18 protein-coding genes are annotated in these 19,570 nt (G+C 57.5%); 8 read left to right on the top strand and 10 right to left on the bottom strand.

The genetic code is table 11. The features are described from left to right. The first annotated feature begins 79 nt into the window (after window positions 1-79). Complete coding sequence (locus EF096_RS06540; protein ID WP_123888821.1) at window positions 80-1,384, top strand: NAD(P)/FAD-dependent oxidoreductase; 1,305 nt, start codon at window positions 80-82, stop codon at window positions 1,382-1,384. Window positions 1,385-1,446: 62 nt separating this feature from the next. On the opposite strand, the gene EF096_RS06535 is transcribed toward EF096_RS06540, so the two are convergent. Together EF096_RS06535 and EF096_RS06530 are read right to left on the bottom strand one after the other, a co-directional pair. Further along, window positions 1,447-2,784 (bottom strand): ribonuclease J, encoded by a 1,338-nt coding sequence (locus tag EF096_RS06535; protein WP_123888820.1) that lies wholly within the window; start codon window positions 2,782-2,784, stop codon window positions 1,447-1,449. 146 nt (window positions 2,785-2,930) lie between these two features. Further along, on the bottom strand, window positions 2,931-4,160 hold the full coding sequence (locus EF096_RS06530; RefSeq protein WP_123888819.1) for a nucleoside recognition domain-containing protein: 1,230 nt from the start codon (window positions 4,158-4,160) through the stop codon (window positions 2,931-2,933). Between the two features lie 122 nt (window positions 4,161-4,282). Between EF096_RS06530 and EF096_RS06525 the strand changes: the two genes are divergently transcribed. Continuing rightward, entirely contained in the window at window positions 4,283-4,696 is a 414-nt protein-coding gene (locus EF096_RS06525) for a DUF1330 domain-containing protein (protein WP_123888818.1), read from the top strand. Here the strand turns inward: EF096_RS06525 and EF096_RS06520 are convergent. From EF096_RS06520 to EF096_RS06495, 6 genes are all read right to left on the bottom strand, one after another. Further along, window positions 4,593-5,486, bottom strand: a complete 894-nt coding sequence (locus EF096_RS06520) for an N-acetylmuramoyl-L-alanine amidase (RefSeq protein WP_123888817.1) — start codon at window positions 5,484-5,486, stop codon at window positions 4,593-4,595. The genes EF096_RS06525 and EF096_RS06520 overlap by 104 nt on opposite strands. Before the next feature lie 49 nt (window positions 5,487-5,535). After that, window positions 5,536-7,302: a GGDEF domain-containing protein gene (locus EF096_RS06515; RefSeq protein WP_123888816.1), complete on the bottom strand. Its 1,767-nt coding sequence runs from the start codon at window positions 7,300-7,302 to the stop codon at window positions 5,536-5,538. A 48-nt stretch (window positions 7,303-7,350) separates the two neighbouring features. Further along, complete coding sequence (locus EF096_RS06510; protein ID WP_372237855.1) at window positions 7,351-8,220, bottom strand: endonuclease/exonuclease/phosphatase family protein; 870 nt, start codon at window positions 8,218-8,220, stop codon at window positions 7,351-7,353. Window positions 8,221-8,232: 12 nt separating this feature from the next. Next, window positions 8,233-8,865: a thiol:disulfide interchange protein DsbA/DsbL gene (locus tag EF096_RS06505; protein ID WP_123888815.1), complete on the bottom strand. Its 633-nt coding sequence runs from the start codon at window positions 8,863-8,865 to the stop codon at window positions 8,233-8,235. Window positions 8,866-9,305: 440 nt separating this feature from the next. Continuing rightward, window positions 9,306-9,914, bottom strand: coding sequence for a c-type cytochrome (locus tag EF096_RS06500; RefSeq protein WP_123888814.1), 609 nt, complete (start codon window positions 9,912-9,914; stop codon window positions 9,306-9,308). A gap of 18 nt (window positions 9,915-9,932) precedes the next feature. Then, on the bottom strand, window positions 9,933-10,178 hold the full coding sequence (locus EF096_RS06495) for a hypothetical protein (RefSeq protein WP_123888813.1): 246 nt from the start codon (window positions 10,176-10,178) through the stop codon (window positions 9,933-9,935). 39 nt (window positions 10,179-10,217) lie between these two features. Between EF096_RS06495 and yihA the strand changes: the two genes are divergently transcribed. After that, window positions 10,218-10,919 (top strand): ribosome biogenesis GTP-binding protein YihA/YsxC, encoded by a 702-nt coding sequence (gene yihA, locus EF096_RS06490; RefSeq protein WP_123888812.1) that lies wholly within the window; start codon window positions 10,218-10,220, stop codon window positions 10,917-10,919. 366 nt (window positions 10,920-11,285) lie between these two features. Here yihA and polA read toward each other — a convergent pair whose 3' ends face one another. Next, window positions 11,286-14,030, bottom strand: a complete 2,745-nt coding sequence (gene polA / locus EF096_RS06485; protein WP_123888811.1) for a DNA polymerase I — start codon at window positions 14,028-14,030, stop codon at window positions 11,286-11,288. A 72-nt stretch (window positions 14,031-14,102) separates the two neighbouring features. Between polA and EF096_RS06480 the strand changes: the two genes are divergently transcribed. From EF096_RS06480 to EF096_RS06470, 3 genes are all read left to right on the top strand, one after another. Continuing rightward, window positions 14,103-14,387, top strand: a complete 285-nt coding sequence (locus EF096_RS06480) for a DUF2782 domain-containing protein (RefSeq protein WP_123888810.1) — start codon at window positions 14,103-14,105, stop codon at window positions 14,385-14,387. An 8-nt stretch (window positions 14,388-14,395) separates the two neighbouring features. After that, window positions 14,396-15,349, top strand: a complete 954-nt coding sequence (locus tag EF096_RS06475; protein ID WP_123888809.1) for a homoserine kinase — start codon at window positions 14,396-14,398, stop codon at window positions 15,347-15,349. A gap of 96 nt (window positions 15,350-15,445) precedes the next feature. Continuing rightward, window positions 15,446-16,147, top strand: a complete 702-nt coding sequence (locus EF096_RS06470) for a P-loop NTPase family protein (protein WP_123888808.1) — start codon at window positions 15,446-15,448, stop codon at window positions 16,145-16,147. Between the two features lie 48 nt (window positions 16,148-16,195). Here the strand turns inward: EF096_RS06470 and EF096_RS06465 are convergent, their stop codons facing one another. After that, a complete protein-coding gene (locus tag EF096_RS06465; RefSeq protein ID WP_123888807.1) occupies window positions 16,196-17,668 on the bottom strand; it encodes an NCS1 family nucleobase:cation symporter-1 in 1,473 nt (490 codons plus the stop codon). Window positions 17,669-18,357: 689 nt separating this feature from the next. On the opposite strand from EF096_RS06465, the gene EF096_RS06460 reads away from it, so the two are divergent. Both EF096_RS06460 and EF096_RS06455 read left to right on the top strand, forming a co-directional pair. Continuing rightward, complete coding sequence (locus EF096_RS06460) at window positions 18,358-18,906, top strand: pyridoxamine 5'-phosphate oxidase family protein (RefSeq protein WP_123888806.1); 549 nt, start codon at window positions 18,358-18,360, stop codon at window positions 18,904-18,906. A gap of 87 nt (window positions 18,907-18,993) precedes the next feature. Then, on the top strand, window positions 18,994-19,458 hold the full coding sequence (locus EF096_RS06455) for a hypothetical protein (RefSeq protein ID WP_123888805.1): 465 nt from the start codon (window positions 18,994-18,996) through the stop codon (window positions 19,456-19,458). Window positions 19,459-19,570 lie beyond the last annotated feature (112 nt).

Genomic DNA, 19,570 nt, shown 5'->3' with positions numbered 1-19,570 from the left:
TTGTTATGCGGGTAGCTAATGTTCTATGCTGCTGTAAATTTTTATTGACACTATTTCGCCTATATCAAACGGATATCCCATGTCAGTCAGCGCCACTCATACCCATCAGCATGCCCCTTCCTATTATGCCGCCAGTGCCAATCGTCAGCTGTCCTTGCCGGTGCTCCAGGGTGAAGAGCTGGCTGATGTCTGCATTGTTGGCGGTGGCTTTACCGGCCTTAATACCGCAATCGAGTTGGCTCAGAAGGGCCTGTCCGTTGTGCTGCTGGAGGCCCATCAGATTGGTTGGGGCGCCAGCGGGCGAAATGGTGGGCAGATCATCCGTGGTGTCGGTCACGATGTGGATCAGTTTGAAAAGCAAATCGGTGCTGAGGGTGTGCGCAATCTCAAGCTGATGGGCATAGAGGCGGTGGATATCGTCAAGCGACGGATTGCCGAGTTTGGGATCGACTGCGATCTGACCATGGGCTACTGCGATCTGGCCAACAAGCCCGCGCACATGGACAGCTTTTTGGCAGACAAGGCCGAGTTGGAGTCACTGGGTTACAGCCACGAAATGCGCATGATCGAGCGCGATCAACTGCATACGGTCGTGAACTCCGATTGCTATATTGGCGGTATGACTGATATGGGCTCCGGTCATCTGCATCCGCTTAACCTGGCACTAGGCGAAGCAGCCGCGGCGCAGCAGCTGGGCGTTCGTCTGTTTGAGCACTCGGCCGTGACGCAGATCGACTACGGCAGCACCCTGACCATTCACAGTGCAACCGGTACGGTACAGGCCAAGCAATTAGTGATTGGCTGCAACGCCTACCTGGGCCGCTTGCATCCCAAGTTGAGCGGCACGGTGATTCCGGCTGGCAGCTATGTGATCGCGACCGAACCGCTGGGCGAGGAGCGTGCGCGTAGCCTCATCCCACAAAATATGGCGCTTTGTGATCAGCGCGTGGCGCTGGACTACTATCGGATGTCGGCGGATCACCGCCTGTTGTTTGGTGGTGCCTGCCATTACTCTGGTCGTGATCCAGCGGACATTGCTGCTTATATGCAGCCGAAGATGCTCAAGGTATTTCCGCAGCTGGCGGGCGTGAAAATCGATTATCAATGGGGCGGCATGATCGGCATCGGTGCCAACCGCCTGCCGCAAATCGGCAAGCTGCCTGACCAGCCCAACGTGTTTTACGCCCAGGCCTATTCCGGTCACGGCGTCAACGCTACGCATCTCTCGGCCAAACTACTCGCCGAAGCTATCAGCGGTCAGGCCAGCAATGGTTTTGAACTGTTCGCCAAGGTGCCGCACATGGCCTTTCCTGGCGGTCAGCGCTTCCGCGCGCCGCTGCTGGCGATGGGCATGCTCTGGGAGCAGGCCAAGGAGTTGTTTTAGGTTTCACGCTGCAAGCGACAAGCTAGAAGCCGTAAGTCTCAAGCTGGAAGCGGGAGGGGCGGTTAGCGTTGCTGCAGTTCGACCAGCCCGTGGGGTAATTCGGCTACCTTGCAGGGCTGGGCGCTGAGGTCGATCAAGTCGCCATTGTTTGGCACCAGACCACCCAATCCCAGGCTGCGGCCAAACTGCATGTGCGCCTGCTGGTGGTATAGCTCGCCATGTACTGGTAGCAGGTAGCGCGCTTTCAACCAGCCATAGAGTTCGCGCAGATCTTCCTGCGGTGGATGGCCGGATGCGTGGATCGGTGCCATATCGTCATCAATGATCTGCACCCCCTGCTCTTTCAACCCCTGTTTGATCCGCGCTAGCGCCTCTTCGTTGCCGGGAATAAGGCGTGAGGAGAACACCACGGTGTCGCCTGGTTCCAGACTGAGCTGTGGGTGATTGCCGCTGGCCAGTCGGCCCAGAGCAGCAGCAGGTTCGCCCTGACTGCCGGTGCAGATCCACATTTGCTGCTCGCGTGGCAGGTGGCCCAATTCCCACGGGCCGATATAACCGGGACGACTATTGAGGTAGCCCTGTGCGCGGCCAAAGCCGTGCATGTTGACCAGACTGCGTCCCAGCAGTGCTGCGTAGCGGCCACAGTCAAACGCGATTTCAGCCAGGCTGTGCAGGCGGGCCAGATTGCTGGCAAAGCAGGTGACGATAACGCGTTGACTGCAGGGTTTAATGGCATCCTGCAGACCGTTTTGCACCGCCGCTTCCGTGCGGCTGGCGCCGGCAACCGGCGCGTTGGTCGAGTCGCCGATGATCACATCTACGCCTTGCCGTCCTAACGCTTGCAAGCGCCCCTGCGCGGTCAGACCGCCCACCACCGGCTGAGCGTCCAGCTTCCAGTCGCCGCTGTGGTAGAGCCGTTTACCGGCGACGTCGAGCATGATGGCGTGGGATTCGGGGATGGAGTGCGTGACGGGTATCCATTCAGCCTGAAAAGCGCCAATGCCGATGGGCTCTAGCGGTTGAATCTCGTGGATGCGTGGCCAGGTCAGGCCAGGGTCGAGCTTCGCTCGGATCAGTCGAGCAGCAAAGGGGCTGGCGTAGATCGGACAATCCATGGCCCGCCAAATATGCGGGATAGCGCCAATGTGGTCTTCGTGGCCATGGGTAATGAGGATGGCCGAGAGCTTGATGTCATGCCGCTCCAGCGCCGACAGGCTGGGTACCGTCACGCTATTGCGGCCACTGGGGGTGGCGTTCAGCGCAAAGCCGCAGTCTATGGCAATCCACTCGCCGCCGGAGCCGTAGAGATAAAAGTTGGCGCCAAACATGCCCGCACCGCCCAGCGCCACGAACCAGGGGCCGGGTTGGCGGTGGAGTTGGTCGAAGCGGGGGGCGGGCATGCATTTCTCTCTGCTACAAGCGGCAAGCTACAAGCCGCAAGCGGGTGTGTGTGCCAAACAGGTTAGCATAAGGGGTGAGCCTGGCGCCGCTCGATGGCCAGCTAAGCTCTGACTTGAAGCTTGAAGCTTGAAGCTTGAAGCTCAACTCAACCAAAAAACCAATAGCAAACCCCAATCGCCGTCAACATGCCCGCCAGGTCCGCCAGCAGTGCGCAGCCCAGCGCGTGGCGTACGCGGCTGATGCCGATGGCGCCGAAGTACACCGCGAGTACATAGAAGGTGGTTTCGGTGCTGGCCTGGAAGGTCGCGGCCATCTTTGCCGGGAAGCTATCGACGCCGAAGGTATTCATGGTTTCGATCATCATTGCCCGCGCGCCACTGCCTGACAGGGGCTTGATAAAGGCGGTCGGTAGCGCATCGACAAAACGGGTATCCCAGCCGCAGGTTTCGGCTAGCCAACGGATGCCATCCAATCCTGCATCCAGTACGCCGCTGGCACGCAGTACACCTACGGCAACCAGCATGGCGACGAGGTAGGGTAAGAGCGAAACAGACACCTCAAAGCCCTGCTTGGCTCCCTCAATGAAGCTATCGTAGACGTTCACCTTGCGCAGCGCGGCAATCAGCAAAAAGGCGATGATGATACCGAACAGTGTCAGATTGCCGACCAGCGTCGAAGTGGCGGCCAGTGCCTCAGAAGAGAGTCCGGCGAGGGTCGTCAGCAACAGTCCCAGGAAGGCTGCACCGGCGGCCAGATAGGCAAGTACCACCGGGTCCCATAGTTTAAGCCGCTGCATCAGCGCTACGCTGAGCAGGCCCACCAGGCTGGAAGCGGTGGTCGCCAAGAGGATAGGCAGAAACACCTCGGTAGGATCGCTGGCGCCCTGCTGCGCGCGGTACATGAATACGGTGACCGGTAGCAATGTGAGCGAAGAGGTGTTGAGCACCATGAACAGGATCTGCGCATTACTGGCGGTATCCTTGCTCGGGTTGAGTGTCTGCAGCGAGTGCATGGCCTTGATGCCGATTGGTGTGGCAGCGTTATCCAGCCCTAGCACGTTGGCGGCAAAGTTCATGGTGATGTGGCCCAGCGCCGGGTGACCGCTGGGCACCTCCGGCATCAGGCGACGAAACAGCGGATCGAGTAAACGCGCCATCAGGCTGATAAGCCCGGCTTTTTCGGCAATATTGAGAAAGCCCAGCCAAAGGGTCATGGTGCCCACCAGCACCAATACGATTTCTACACTCAGCCGCGCCATCTCGAACAAGGCGCTGACCAGTCGGCTGAATACCTCGGCGTCGCCGAGGCCCAGCCACTGCCAGAGTGCGGCGGCGAAGGCGCTGAGAAAGAAGCCGAGCCAGATCCAGTTGAGCATGTAATGCGGTTTTCCTGTAGTACTGAGCAATAACGCCGACATTTCTGCCGTGCGCCGCTGGCGTAGGCGGAGCTTGCCTGCTTTGCTGACAGTTAGTCCAGTCCCGCTGCAAAGGAAGTCTAATGCCGAGTCTCAACCCTACCGCCGGTAACCTCAAGACCCTTGTCGAGAAGGTCCCGGCAGATACCCGTATCCAGATGCTCAATCTGCTGCGCTTCAATGCCCATGCCGAGTATCCATCCGGTCATGACGTCAGTCCCTGTTCCGGCCGTGAGGCCTATGCTCGTTATCTGCGTGCGGTGACAGACAAGATGGCGGCGGCAGGCGCCACTATTTTGTTGCAGGGTAAGGCGTTACATACCTTGATCGCCCCGCAGGGCGAGCAGTGGGATCAGGTGCTGATATTCGAGTACCCCAGCCTGTCTGCCTTTCTCAGCCTGCTGGATGATGAGGAGTACACGGCGGCAGCGGTGCACCGGACTGCGGCATTGATGGATTCTCGTCTGGTATGTACCACTGCGGTTGACGCTCACTAAGCAGCGCCTGGGCTTGCGCCGGGACCAGTGCTGCCAGTAATGCGGCTGTCTGGCTGTCGGGCTGTCCTCGATAATCGGCTTGGCGAAAGCGCATCTGAAACGCGGCTATGACGTTGCGGGTGGCGTTATCCAGCTCCCCGCTTTGCGGCACCTTATATCCCCAAGCCGCCAGGCTTTGTTGAAACCAGCTTACGGCGGGGATGCGCCCTACCAGCCACTGTTGCATCTTGGCGACCTCTTGCGCATCAGGCCCGATGGCAACGCCAGCGGCGACCAGTTGCTGCCATGGAAAGAGCGGGCCGGGATCGACCTTGCGTTGCGGTGCTATATCGCTGTGCCCGACTACCGCTTCCGGGCTCAGATCATGGCGCTGCTCAATATCGCGTAGCAGTGTAATTAGCGCGTCGATCTGACGCTGATCCCAAGGCTGCCATTGGCGGCAGTCGCCGCGGTTAACATAGCCGTCATTTACCAGCTCAATGCCGATGGAACTGGAATTGAGCCAGGTACGCCCTTGCCAACTGCTGGCGCCGGCGTGCCAGGCGCGCTGGTTTTCATCCACCAGACGATAAACCATAGGGTCATGGTCACTGATCAGGTAGTGGCTGCTGACACCTGCCTCAGTTAAAACCTTGAACGAGCGCTCGAAGCCGGATGAGGTGTAGTGCAGCACTATGTACTGCACGCGGCTGTCCTGGCTAGTTGCCTGATATCGATCGTCAATCACCAGCTGCTCACTGCAGCCGGCGATGAGCGCTAATGCCGGTAGTAGTGTTTTCCAATAGCTCACTGGACGTTACCTGTAGCGGTCAAGGCGCGCAGGTTAGCACGCCGGGAGATCAGGCGTGCGTGCCGTGGGAATCTTGTATGACTTGATTGCGCCCCTGATCCTTGGCGCTGTACATGGCTTTATCGGCACGCTCGAACACGGTGTCTAGGGTGTCGCCCTTACAGAACTGGGTGTAGCCGATTGAAATAGTGACTCTCACCGGCTCGTTCTTGAAGTGGAATGGGCTACCCTCAATGCCAGCGCGTAGCTCCTCCAGCGCAATCGCGCCTTGTTCCAGTGTGGTGCCCGGCATTAGCACCACAAACTCTTCACCGCCAAAGCGACCGATGTAGTCGGTTTTGCGCAGTCGGCGTGATAGCTGCAGTGCAATCAGGCGCAATACCTTGTCACCTGCCAGGTGGCCAAAACGGTCGTTGATTGATTTGAAGTGGTCGACGTCCAGTACTACCAGCAGCAATTGTCCGCCGTAGCGCTGCCAGCGTTCAAACTCTTCGCTCATGCGTTTTTGCAAGCCGGCGCGGTTGGCCAGGCCGGTGAGCGTATCGATCATCGCTTGCTGGCGTTGTTCTTCCAGATGCTTGCGGAATGTCTGCGCCTCCACTTCCATCACCTGGATGCGCTCTACCATAGTAGTCAGTCGCTCAGACACCTTGCTGTCACGCGCTTCGCGCCTGTCGCGCGCGAGGTCTACCTTGCTCAGCAGCGAGCTAAGCTTGGCCTCGACATTGGCTTTCAGGGTATCCAGGTCTTCGGCTTCGCGCACATCTTCATGCAGCACTTTAACTTCATCGCGAATGTCGACTTCCAGTGTTCGGTCGGTCTCCAAAGAGTCAACGTAGGAGCTTTGCGCATCTTCCAGGTTGCCCTGAAACTGACTAAGGCGCTGGTTGAGTTGCTGCAGGTAACTCTCAAATTCGACCTGTCGGTTTTGCTGGGAATTCAATACCAGCGCCGCTAATGCATCAAGTACCGCCGTAAGCTCATACCAGTTCAGGCCCTTGCTGACCTGGTCACGCAGTCGCTGACAGTCAGTCTCCTGCTGCTCCAGCAGCTGCATGCCATTGAGCAAATTTAGCAGGATGGATTCGACGTGAGCGGCGACTTTTGAGTAGTTTTGCTCCTCTCCGCTGATATTGCCGGACACCTTTGCGCTGGTTTCGGGCGTATCGCCGGCTGCGGTTTCTATTGCTGTCTCTACCGTAGGGGCCGCTTCTGTGGCTGGCTGTTCCAGGCTGGTAGCAGCTTGCTCGGCGAGCAAAGGTTCTTCAGCTGGCGATGCTGGAAGCTCTGCCAGCTCATCGATCTGGGAATGCCCCGCAGGCGTTTCGCTGGGCTTACTGAATAGCCGGGACCAAAGGCCTGATGAACTCTGTTCCGGTGTGCTGTTCAAGGCCGCAGCCTGCAGCTGTGTCAGCTCTTGCAGCAACTTGGGTAGGCTTTGCGCGATATTATCCTGCGCATCGAGCGGCTTGCTCAAGGCGCGCAATGCTCTATCAGTCTCCTTGGGCGGATCACGTTCTTGCAGTTGGCGAATCAATTTCTTCAATAGTGCGCAGACTTGGTCCCTGCGTTGTTGGCGTGATTGGTCTGCAGCCAAGACAGCCCGTTCGAGGTCAGGCAGCAGTGCCGTAAGCATGGACGCCGGTGCGTCACTGCGCAGCGAGTTACGCAGCTCTTTCAAGCGGCGATCCAGCAGTGGATCAATGCCCTCTGCCGCAATACTTACGCGTACGAGTCCGCGCTTAAGCATTTCTTCTTGCTCGCTTGGCTCTCTGGATTGCTCCGAACTGGAAGAATATGGGTGGGTGGCAGACATGCAGGCTCCAGATGTTTCCAGAGATTATAGGTGAACCACAAATTCTGGCTAGCCTTGTGAGCTCGGTTTGCAGAGAGTGTCAGGTAGGCGAATGTGCATGGCGACCGGTAAGTGATCAGAGATGGCGTGTGGCAGCACGTCTACCTGTTCAATGCTCAGGCTGGGGCTGATCAAAATATGATCCAGCACCTTGGCGGGCTTCCAGCTTGGATAGGTGCCCGGTAGCGTCGCCGTGTGCAGCTTACTGCCCTGCAATGGTGATTTTTCCAGGAGATCTTCGGCATGGGTATTCATATCGCCCATCAGTACCACGTGGCGGTGATCTGCAATGCGTTCGCGAATATAGGCCAACTGATTGGCGCGCCCTTTGGGGCTGAGCGCTAGATGCATCATGACCACCAACAAGGACTCTTCGCCTTGGCCGTACTGGGTCAGGATTGCGCCGCGTCCAGGCAGTATGCCCGGCAGTTTGTGATCTTCCAGCAGCTCAGGCGCATAGCGGCTCAGCAACCCGTTGGAATGCTGGGCAAAGCGTCCAAGGTTACGGTTGAGTTGTTGATACCAGTAGGGGAAGCCACATTCGCGGGCAAGATGTTCCACTTGATTGATGAAGCCCGAGCGCAGGCTGCCGCCGTCTACTTCCTGTAAGGCTACCAGGTCGAAATCGCTCAGCAGTTGGGCGACTTTGCCCAGCTGTATATGCCGACCGGCATGGGGCAGCAGGTGCTGCCAGCTGCGAGTCAGGTAGTGGCGATAATGCTGAGTATTGTTGCCGACTTGAATGTTGAAGCTGAGCAGGCGCAGCACATCGGGCAGCTTCTGCTCACAGGGAGTGCACTCGTGGTTGGTGCGTAGCTCGGCTGGCGACATGGAGCCGCGTGAATTACGAAAGCCTTTTATGTTGCCAGCCGATAGCATGCGAGCGTTCCTTTACTGTGCTTGACGTTCCTGCTCGACCAGATACTCGGCAATTTTCAGCATATTCTCGAAGCTGCCAGCCATCTTGCCTTCAATGCGGTACTTGCCATTGACGATCAGGCAAGGCACGCCGGTAGCGCGATAAGCACGTGCGAGCTGCTCGGCCTGGCTCATCTTGCTCTTCACGCCAAAGGAGTTCCACGCTTTATTGAAGTCTTCCTCGCTGATGCCATAGGGCTCAAGGAACTCGACCATGACCTCTTCGGTGTTCAGGCGATTGTTCTCTCTGTGGATAGCGTTGAACACGGCGTCATGGGTTTCATCCAGTTTGCCGAGACTTTCCAGGGTGTAGAACAGTTGAGCGTGGGTGTTCCAGTCGCCGCCAAACATGGCGGGAACCGGACGGAAATTAACATCTTCAGGCAAGGTCTCTGACCAGGCGTGCAGCGTTGGCTGGAACGAAAAACAATGCGGGCAGCCGTACCAGAATAGTTCGGCCACTTCGATTTTGTCGGGGTCCTGGGTAGTGGCAGGCGTAGGCAGTACGGCGTAATGCACACCGGCCTGGTAAGGCGCCTCTTGCGCCTGAGCCATACCGAAGCTGCCGAGCAGCCAGATCAGACCAACGGTTAACAACGCACGCATGTAGTTCTCCAAAGACAGGTAGTAGGCGTATATCTTAGCTTTTCAGACCCGACAGTAGAACAAAGATTCCCCGATTACCAGACGCAAGCTGTGGCGCTATGTTGCCAGTCAATAGCATACGAGCTGTCCTTTGCTCTGCCTTAGGTTCCTGTTCGACCAGATACTCGGTAATTTTCGGCATGTTCTCGAACTGCCAGCCATTCTGCCTTCAATACGGTGCTTACCATTGGCGACCAGGAAGGGAATGGGCCCTCGATACGGTCGCTCATTGCCAGCTGTCTGGCTGCTCTGCTCTTGGCGGACGTTTTGGTTTTGCGGGCAGGTAATGCGCCTTTATTACCTGCAGCGTCTGCGGGCAGCCACAAGAGCGGGCTTGGTACGAAAACGCAGACAAAAAAAAGGATGGCCTGAGCCATCCTTTTTTACAGCGAGCTTAGCGTTTAGCGCAGGCCTTCGATGTAGCTGGCAACGGCGGCAATGTCTTTGTTGCTAAGGCGGCTGGCAACGGTGCGCATGATCATGGCGTCGCCATCATTGGTGCGATTGCCTTCGCGGAAGTCAGTCAGCTGCTTGGCCGTGTAGGTAGCATGCTGGCCAGCCAGATGCGGGAAGCCCGCTGGCGAGTTGCCCTTGCCTGTAGGTGAGTGACAGCCGGTACAGGCTGGCAGGCCTGTGGCCATATCGCCGCCGCGGAAGATGGCTTCGCCACGCTCAGCCAGCGCCGGATCAGCTACGCCCATGGTTTGGGTCTGGGCAGAGAAATAGGCTGCGATATCAGCCAGGTCCTGCTCGTCCAGATCAGTCAGCAAACCGGTCATCTCTACTACGTTACGGTTACCTTCCTTGATGTCAGTCAGTTGTTTGAGCAGGTAGCGCTCGCCCTGACCAGCCAGTTTGGGGAAGTTAGGCGCCGCGCTGTTACCATCGGCACCATGACATGCCCCGCAGACGGCTACTTTGGCTTGGCCCGCTTCGGCATCGCCTTGAACAGCGTGCGCTGAGGTGGCAAAGCCCAGAGTCAATACCAGACTAACGAGTAGTTTATTCATCGGCTAATCCAATTACGGCTAAAAGAAAAATGATGGCTTTGCCTGTTGTCCGGCCTTGATGACCGCGTTTTCTTCACAGGTTGCCTTATAGTTGCCCATGCTAGCTGCCGCCTTCGTCCGGCGCAATGGTCGAACTGCCGCAGGCACAGGAATATGGGCATTGAATACCGATAAATTGCCTTTAAAGCAAACGCAAGGCAATTGGTCAGTGCTTCCCACAACCGCGGCATTATATACTAAGCTCGCCGCAAACGTGAATGTCATCAGCTTTCCAGCCCGTTGGGCGGAATCAACAGGTTTCCCATGTCGTCTACAACTCCCCTCGTATCTCTCTGCCAACAGGCCACTTTTATCAAGAGCGCCAGCCTGGTTGAGCAATGCCCCGCCGATATTGGCCTGGAAGTCGCCTTCGCCGGGCGCTCCAACGCCGGTAAGTCCAGCGCGCTCAATACGCTAACCCACGCCCGTCTGGCGCGCACCTCGAAAACGCCGGGTCGCACTCAGCTGATCAACTTTTTCAAGTTGGACGATGATCGCCGTCTGGTTGACCTGCCCGGTTATGGCTACGCCAAGGTGCCGCTGGAACTGAAAGAGCACTGGAAGCAGCATCTGGATGCCTATCTGACGCAGCGCAACAGCCTGGCTGGCGTTGTGCTGGTAATGGATATCCGCCATCCGCTATCTGAATTTGACTGCATGATGCTCGATTGGGCGCAGATGAGTAATATTCCTGCTCACGTGCTGCTCAGTAAATCAGACAAGCTGGCGTTTGGTGCGGCCAAAAATGCGCTATTGAAAATTCAGAGCACGATGCGCAAGAGCTTTGGCGAGATGTCGACCGTACAGCTATTTTCCGCGCCCAAGCGTCAAGGGATAGAAGAAGCTTATGCTCGCCTGGAGCAGTGGCTTTATCCACCAGAGGAAGAGCTGATGGGCGACCACCTTGACGAAGATGAACCAGAAGAGCTGAGTGATGACGACTGGGGTGATGATGCTGCGGATTGATCGTCCGCACTAAATCGCAGGCAAAAAAAACCCCGAGCTTCTATGGGGAGGTAGGCTCGGGGTTAACTACCGGGCTGTGCTAGGAAAGGGAGTGCCCGGTTTTCTGCCAACACTAAATCACATCTAAGGAGCATGAATGGCTGGTAAGCCGTCCATGTAAGGTCTGACGGATTGGTTGCAGCTAAGTTCAAAAAAAGATTTAGATCGGTTGGTTATGAAAAACCCGGCGCTTAGGCGCCGGGTTTTTCAGCCTCAAGCCTCAAGCCTCAAGCCTCAAGCCTCAAGCCTCAAGACGAACCAGAGAACCCTTGACTCCCCTCGGACAGCTTTTAGCTTGTAACTTGCCGCTGCACGCCAAAGGCGCGCTTAGTGCGCCTCATCCCAATTATTACCCACGCCCACTTCGACCAGTAGCGGCACATCCAAATCGGCTGCCTCGCCCATGTGGTCCTTGAGGCCCTGGCTGACGGCATCGATCTGGTCTTCGCGCACTTCCAGTACCAGTTCATCGTGTACTTGCATGATGACGCGGGCGTCCAGCTTGCTCTCAGTCAGCCATTGATCGACCTTGATCATGGCGCGTTTGATGATATCGGCGGCGGTGCCTTGCATGGGCGCGTTGATGGCGGTGCGCTCGGCGCCCTTGCGCATGGCCGGGTTCTTGGCGTTGATTTCAGGTAAATACAGACGGCGGCCAAACAGGGTTTCAACATAGCCCTGCTCGCTGGCTTGCTCGCGGGTACGTTCCATATAGGCCAGTACGCCGGGGTAACGGGCGAAGTAGCGGTCGATATAGGCCTGCGCCTGCTTGCGGTCAACATCAATCTGCTTGGCCAGGCCAAAGGCGCTCATGCCGTAGATCAGACCAAAGTTGATCGCTTTGGCGCTGCGGCGCTGCTCGGTGGTGACTGCATCCAGTTCAACCCCGAATACTTCGGCGGCGGTGGCCTTGTGCACGTCGAGGTTGTGCTTGAAGGCATCCAGCAAACCGGGGTCTTGCGCCAGGTGGGCCATGATGCGCAGCTCGATTTGCGAGTAGTCGGCGGCCAGTACCTTGTAACCCTTGGGGGCGATAAACGCCTGACGGATACGACGCCCCTCGGCGCTGCGGATCGGAATGTTCTGCAGGTTCGGGTCGGAGGATGACAGGCGTCCGGTCGCGGCTACCGCCTGATGGTAAGAGGTGTGAATGCGCCCAGTGCGCGGGTTGATCTGCTCCGGCAGGCGGTCGGTATAGGTGCTCTTCAACTTGCTGACGCTGCGGTACTGCATGATCACCTGCGGCAACTCGTAGCCCTGCTCGGCCAGCTCGGCCAGAACCGATTCCGCCGTGGAAGGCTGGCCCTTGGCGGTTTTCGACAGTACCGGCAAGCCCTGCTTTTCATAGAGGATAGCGCCGAGCTGCTTGGGTGAGCCCAGGTTGAACTCCTGCCCGGCCAGCGCGAAGGCTTCACGCTCCAGCGCGACCATCTTGATGCCCAGCTCAATGCTCTGTTCACCGAGCAGTTTGGCATCGACCAGCGCGCCGCAGCGCTCAATGCGCGCCAGCACCGGCATCAGCGGCATTTCGATCTCCTGCAGTACCTTGGCTACGCGCTCCTGCGGTTGCAGCTTGGCCCACAGGGTTTGGTGCAAACGCAGGGTGACATCGGCGTCTTCTGCGGCATAGGGCCCGGCCTGCTCCAGTGCGATCTGATCGAAGGTCAGCTGTTTGGCGCCTTTACCGGCGATATCCTGAAACTTGATGGTGCCCTGGCCCAGGTATTTCAGCGCCAGGCTGTCCATATCATGGCGGGTTGCAGTGGCGTCCAGCACATAGGATTCCAGCATGGTGTCAAAGGCCACGCCCTGCACATTGATGTCGTAATGCGCCAGTACATTGATGTCGTACTTGGCATGCTGCGCCACCTTGGCCTTGTTCGGATCTTCCAGGTAGGGCTTGAGTGCCGCGAGCACTGCGTTGCGATCCAGTTGATCGGGCACGCCCATATAGCTGTGCGCAACCGGGATATAAGCGGCTTCGTGCGGGCTAACCGCCAGTGAGACGCCAACCAGCTCGGCCAGTTGCGCATGAATACTGGTGGTCTCGGTATCAAAGGCGAACAGCTCGGCGGCCTTGAGCTTGTCTAGCCAGCGCTCAAAGTCAGCCTGTTCGGTGATGGTTTCGTAGTTGTTTTCCTGCTCTGGCTCGATAGCTGCGGCAACATCACCGCTAATGGCGGCGGCCTTGGCTTCGCGCTGCAGGTCGTCCAGCCAGGTCTTGAATTCCAGTTCCTGATACAGCTCGGCCAGGGCTTCGCGGTTGGCCGGTGTGGGCATGAGCGCATCAGCGCGAACATCCAGCTCAACGTCGAGTTTGATGGTCGCCAGCGCGTAGGACATGTAGGCCATGTCCTTGTGTTCGGCCAGCTTCTCGGGCAGCTTCTTGGCGCCGCGAATAGGCAGCTCGGGCACTTTGTCGAGGTTGGCGTAGATCACATCCAGCCCGCCGCCGAGGCCGGTCAGCAGACCCAGCGCGGTTTTCTCGCCGACGCCGGGCACGCCCGGAATGTTATCGACCTTGTCGCCCATCAGCGCCAGGTAATCGATGATCAGCTCCGGGCCAATACCAAATTTTTCTTTTACCCCTTCAATATCCATCACGGTGTTGGTCATGGTGTTGACCAGGGTGATGTGCGCATCAACCAACTGGGCCATATCCTTATCGCCGGTAGAGATCACCACGGCACGGCCATGGGCGGCACTTTCGCGTGCCAGGGTGCCAATCACGTCGTCCGCCTCTACGCCTTCAACACAGAGCAGCGGCAGGCCCAGGGCCTTGACGCTGGCGTGCAGTGGCTCGATCTGTACGCGCAGATCATCGGGCATGGGCGGGCGATGGGATTTGTATTGCTCGAACATGGTGTCGCGGAAGGTCGGTCCCTTGGCATCAAAAACCACCCCTATGGGGCTATCCGGATACTGTTTGCGCAGGCTCTTGAGCATGTTGAGCACGCCCTTGACCGCACCCGTGGGCAGGCCTTTTGAGGTCATCAGCGGTGGCAGTGCGTGGAAGGCTCGGTACAGGTACGAGGAGCCATCTACTAAAACGAGGGGAGCGGAGTCAGTCATGCGTCAGGTCAACATTTCCGGAGGTAATGGGGCTAGAATAGGGGTGTCATCAAACAATAGGACAAGACTACCATGATTCGACTATTTGGCCGCGGCCTGGCCGTGCTCCTGCTGGCATCCAGCTTCTCGGTAATGGCGCAGGATGCCGTCACTGGCGAACCGGATGTCACCATCCGGGAAGAAGGCGATCGCACTGTTGAAGAGTACCGGGTAAATGGCTTTCTCTATGCTATCAAGGTGATCCCCACCAGCGGCGCGCCCTACTATCTGGTTGCCGTTGATGACGAAGGCAACTATGTGCGCTCCGACCAGCCCGACGGCCTGCGTATTCCCTCCTGGAAAATCTTCGAGTGGTGAGCTGAGTTATGTCGGTCTTTACCGAGGTCAGTCGCGCTCAACTTGAAGACTTCCTGGCGGGGTTTGCGCTGGGGCGGTTGATCGAGTTTGCTGGCATCAGTGGCGGCAGTGAGAACAGCAACTTCTTTGTCAGCTGCAGTTCTGGCGATTATGTACTGACGCTCGTCGAGCGCGGCGACGTTGATGCATTGCCGTTTTTTATTGAGCTACTGGAGCTGCTGCATCAGGCCGGGCTTTCGGTGCCCTATGCGATTGCTGATCGCCAGGGCCAGTGCCTGCATCAGCTCAATGGTAGGCCAGCGCTGCTGCAGCCCAGGCTTCCTGGCCAGCATGTAGATCATCCCGATCCTACCCATTGTCAGGCTGTGGGGCGTTGGTTAGCGCAGCTGCACAATGCCACTGCTGACTCGCCCATGGCGCGGCCGAGCGAGCGCGGGCTGGAATGGATGTTGCGGCAGACCCTGCAACAGCTGGCAGATAGCCCCGCGCTGCATAACAGCCAGCTCGATGCCCTGCTGGGTGCGCTCGCCGACTGGCAACTGACCGACCCCGGACTACCGCGTTCGGTGCTGCACGCCGATCTGTTTCGCGATAACGTCATGTTTGAAGGGCACCACCTCAGTGGCGTGATCGATTTTTATAACGCCGCCAGTGGCTGGACCCTCTATGACGTCGCCATCGCGGTGAATGACTGGTGCTTGAACGCTGATGCCAGTGTTGATGCCAAGCGCGCCCAGGCGCTGCTGGCCGGTTATGCCAGTCTGCGTCATTTCACTCCCGCCGAGGCTCGGTGCTGGCCGGATATGTTGCGGGTAGCGGCGTTGCGTTTTTGGCTTTCTCGTCGCCTGGCAGCCGATCAGCACGCAGGGCAGCAAGGTGTGTTGGTTAAAGACCCTGAGCATTTCATGCGGGTACTGATTCAGCATCAGCGCGTAGCCGTTGGCTTGCCGCTGGCGCTCTAAGCGCATCAATGCGGCTGGTTTTGTCATCGCCGGGACGCAATACTGGCCTATATTTCGCATTCACTCAGTGTTTATGATCACCAATAGGGAAGGCCCATGAGCACCATTCATTTCGTTGGCGGCGAGAAAGGCGGCGTTGGTAAATCCGTGGTTTCGCGCCTGCTGTCTCAGTTTTTTCTGGATAACGGCCTGCTCTATGCCGGGTTTGATGCGGACCAGTCCCACGCGACCCTCACGCACTACTACCCGGAGTTCACCCGGCCCATCGTGCTGGACGATTTTGAAAGCATCGATCAGATTGTTGAACTGGCCACCGATGAAGAAGACAAGCAGTTGCTGGTCGACCTACCTTCGCAGAGTCAGCGGTTTCTGGATCGTTGGCTGGAGGATAGCGGTGTACTGGAGATGTGTGATGAGCTGGGGCTCAAAACGGTGTTCTGGTATGTGGTAGACGGCGGCCGCGACTCGGTCATGCTGCTGGAAACCTTTCAGCAGAAGTATGGCTCGGTCATGCCCTTTGTGGTGGTCAAAAATCACGGTTGCGGCAACGACTTCAGGGATATTGATACGGTGTTGGCCAAGGGCTTTTCCAACCGCCTGCTGGCCGTAGTGGATATTCCCGAGCTGCACACGGCCACCCTGCACCGCATCGACAAGCTGGCCCTCAGCTTCTGGTCGGCGATCAACATCAAGAGCAGTGATGGTGCAAATCTGAGCATGATGGAACGTCAGCGCACCAAGGTGTGGCTGCGCAAGGCCTGCCAATCCATCGGCGAGGCATTTCAGCGTATCCAGTAAAGCAATAATGCTGCACCGGGCCTGCATGGCGCGGTGCAGTTACCCCTTTCAGCTCTGGTTTTCAGCTGTTTTGGCTTGATGCAGCGCGGCCGCGTTGTGCATCAGTGCGTAATGCAGCACCGCACCCAACAAGGCGCCCAGCAACCAGGAGTAGCCCTCCAGTTGGCTTAATGCTGGCGTCCATACGGACGCCACCGAGAAGATCGAGGCTACGGCAAAGGAGATCATTGCCTTGCGGTTCCAGCCGCCATCAAAGTAGTAGGTTGAACCCGCCTTGGCGCTGAACAGATCCTGCAGGTTCAGCTGCTGCTTACGTACCAGGTAGTAATCCGCGACTATGATGCCGTATAGCGGTGCCAGGATCGCCCCTAGGGTATCAACAAAGGCTGCGATGCCTACCTGGCTGATAAACGACACCCACAGCGCACCAATAAAAAAGGCAATGGCCGCTGTGATAAAGCCGCCGGTGCGAGCGCTGATGCGCGAGGGTGCCAGGTTGGCAATGTCGTAAGCGGGTGGAATGAAGTTGGCCACCAGGTTGATGCCCACGGTTGCAGCAAAGAAGGTGAGCGCCGCGATGATGGTCAGCGTCAGGCTGTCGACCCGGGCGACAATATCGGTCGGGTTGGTCAGGGTTTCACCAAAGACCACCACGGTGCCGGCGGTAATCACCAAGGCAATCAGCGAGAAAATCGCCAGGCTGACCGGCAGGCCAAGAAAGTTGCCCTTGGTCATCTGCTTCTCGTTGGTTACGAAGCGGGCGAAGTCACCGTAGTTGATTACCACCGCCGCAAAGTAGGCGACCATGGTGCCCACCACTGCAAAGAAAGCGGCAACCGGGCCTGACTTGTAATCGCCAGTGCCACTGAAGATGGTGTCTAGCTCGTTCCACAAACTGGGCCCGGCCTGATACCAGATGATCAGCATCAGTGCGATCATCACCACATACACCAGCGGGCCAGCCCAGTTCAGAAAGCGGGTAATCCATGCCATGCCGCGCACAAAGAGCATGACCTGAAAGGCGCAGACCAGACAGTAAGATACCCAGCCAACCGTGGTCATCCCCAAAAACGTCGCCGCGTCAGCCGGTGACTCCAGCACCGCGTTTAGCAGCAGCGCTACTGCGGTAGAGGCAAAATAGGTCTGCACGCCATACCAGAAGATCGCCACAATTCCGCGAACCACCGCAGGGAAGTTGGCGCCACGCACGCCCATACTGGAGCGCGCCATCACCGGGAAGGGAATACCGTATTTAACGCTGGGTTTACCGGTCAACTGCACCAGCCCCATGACGATAAAGCCCGCCAATACGATGCCGCCCAGTACCGCCCAGCCGCTCAGGCCGTAGGAAATAAATAGCGTTGCCGCCAGCGTATAGCCAAACAGGCTCTGAATATCGTTTGACCACACATTGAAGATCTCGAACCAGCCCCAGTTGCGCTTGCTCGGTGGCAATGGCGCCAGGTCTTCGTTGTGTAGCGACGGGTCGATGTCATGTATCTGAAAGTCGTCGTTAGCCATGGGCCGTTCCTTGCGTCTTGTTGTGGTTGCCAAGCAGGGCCTGAGTTCACCGCCCTGCCGGTTGCGCTTGCACGTTCTGTTCCGCCTTCTCCTGCACCGGCCAACTAGCCGTTACAGGCCTGAATCAAGACAAGAACCCAGGCCGAACAAAGCCCAAGTGCGTGAAAAGGGCGCACATTGTGTACAAAAACGTAGCAGCTTTGTATTCAATAAATGTAGTGAATGCCAATAAATCGCTACAAGTGGGTGGCGATGTCGGCTCCAGGCCCCTGCCCATAAGGGCTCCAGCGCACCATGCATAACATCCGCTTTACCTCGGTCCGCTATGGGATTACTTTCGGATTCTGGTAGTCGTCAGTTCGCCGGAGCTCAAGGATGGCGCGCACTTACTCACGCAGTTGGTAACCGCATCGTCCGCAAGGCGGGTCGGTCGTCTTCAGTCTTATCCTTGGGCAATTGGTATCGCTTAGTATCTGCGCGCTCGTTTTGCGTCGCTGCGTAGAACTGTTGGAGGCTATGACTCACTGCATTTCATACCGCATCTTATTGAGGTTGAAGCTGACGGCGATGCCGCCAGGGTGATCAATGCCGCTGGCAATGTAGCGGGTGATCTGGCTGCGGGTGGCGAGCCTGATAAGGCACCATAGGTTCTGCTGTGCTAACCGAGTCTGGTTTACAGGAGGTAGTCAGTGTCACAAAAATATGCAGCATTAGAGGTGCCGCACCGCGAGTTTATTGCCGCGCAACACCTGTTCTTTGTCGGCTCTGCTGCGGCAGATGGTCTGGTGAACGTATCGCCCAAGGGCATGGATAGCTTGCGGGTATTGGGGGCTGGTCGGCTGGTATGGCTGAACCTGACCGGCAGTGGTAATGAAACCGCCGCGCATGTGCTTGAACTGCCGCGCATGACCATTATGTTTTGTTCCTTCGACAAGCAGCCACTGATTCTGCGGATCTATGGCAGCGCAGAGGTGATCTATCCCGATCATCCCAAATGGCCCGAGTTGATTCGCTTATTCCCGGAGTACACGGGCGCCCGGCAGATTTTCGACTTGCAGATTGAGTTGGTGCAGACCTCCTGCGGCTTTGCTGTGCCCTTCTATGAGTTCAAGGCCGAGCGCGACACGCTGACTAAATGGGCCGATGGCAGGGGTGCAGAGGGCGTCGAGACTTACTGGTCAGAGAAGAACCTACTGAGCCTGGATGGCAAAAAGACGGGTATGGTGACGCAGGACTAGTTGGCTCTGATCGTCGCTATACTTAGCTGTCAGCGCTTATTCGCTTGATCGATAACGGGCAGATCAACTTTGCTCCGGGGTAATTAGATGAACAGGATGTTAGCGCTACTGCTGTTACTCGGGACCGGTTACGCACAGGCCGAGGGTTTGTGCGCTGAAGGCGAGACGGTCGCTTTTTCGTGCGGAGTGGGCAGTAAAAGTCTGTCGGTTTGTGGGCTCGCCGATGACACGCTGAGCTATCGCTTTGGTACCCCTGAGCGCGTGGAGCTGGAGATAACCGCGCCGATTCACTTCAGTCGCACGGCCTACAGCGGTGGCGGTGAGGGTAATTTGACCTTTGCTGCTGGCCGCTACAAGTATGTCGTCTATTCCAGTATCAGCAATGGTGATTGGCTGGCCGATGGTGGTCGAGACAAGATAGAGAGGGCCGGTGTTTATGTGGTCAAGGATGACAAGTTGCTGGCGGATATACCCTGCAAAAGCTACTCAGCTGAGCACTTCATTCGCCAGCTGCCGGCGCATGAGGAGGAGGCGTTCGAGTACTACCGGTAACCTGTAAATAAGGCTACTGACAGTGCGCGTGAAACCCGGGGCAAAAGACGTGGTCACAGGGTGGCGCGGAGTCGTTTCGCCCGCAAGTCCCCTGTTGAATAGGCGCTAGACT

This window comes from Pseudomonas neustonica (genome assembly GCF_003797945.1).
Classification (GTDB): Bacteria; Pseudomonadota; Gammaproteobacteria; order Pseudomonadales; family Pseudomonadaceae; genus Halopseudomonas; species Halopseudomonas neustonica.
The sequence above is the reverse complement of the archived record's forward strand: the minus strand, read 5'-3'. Positions and strand labels throughout refer to the sequence as shown.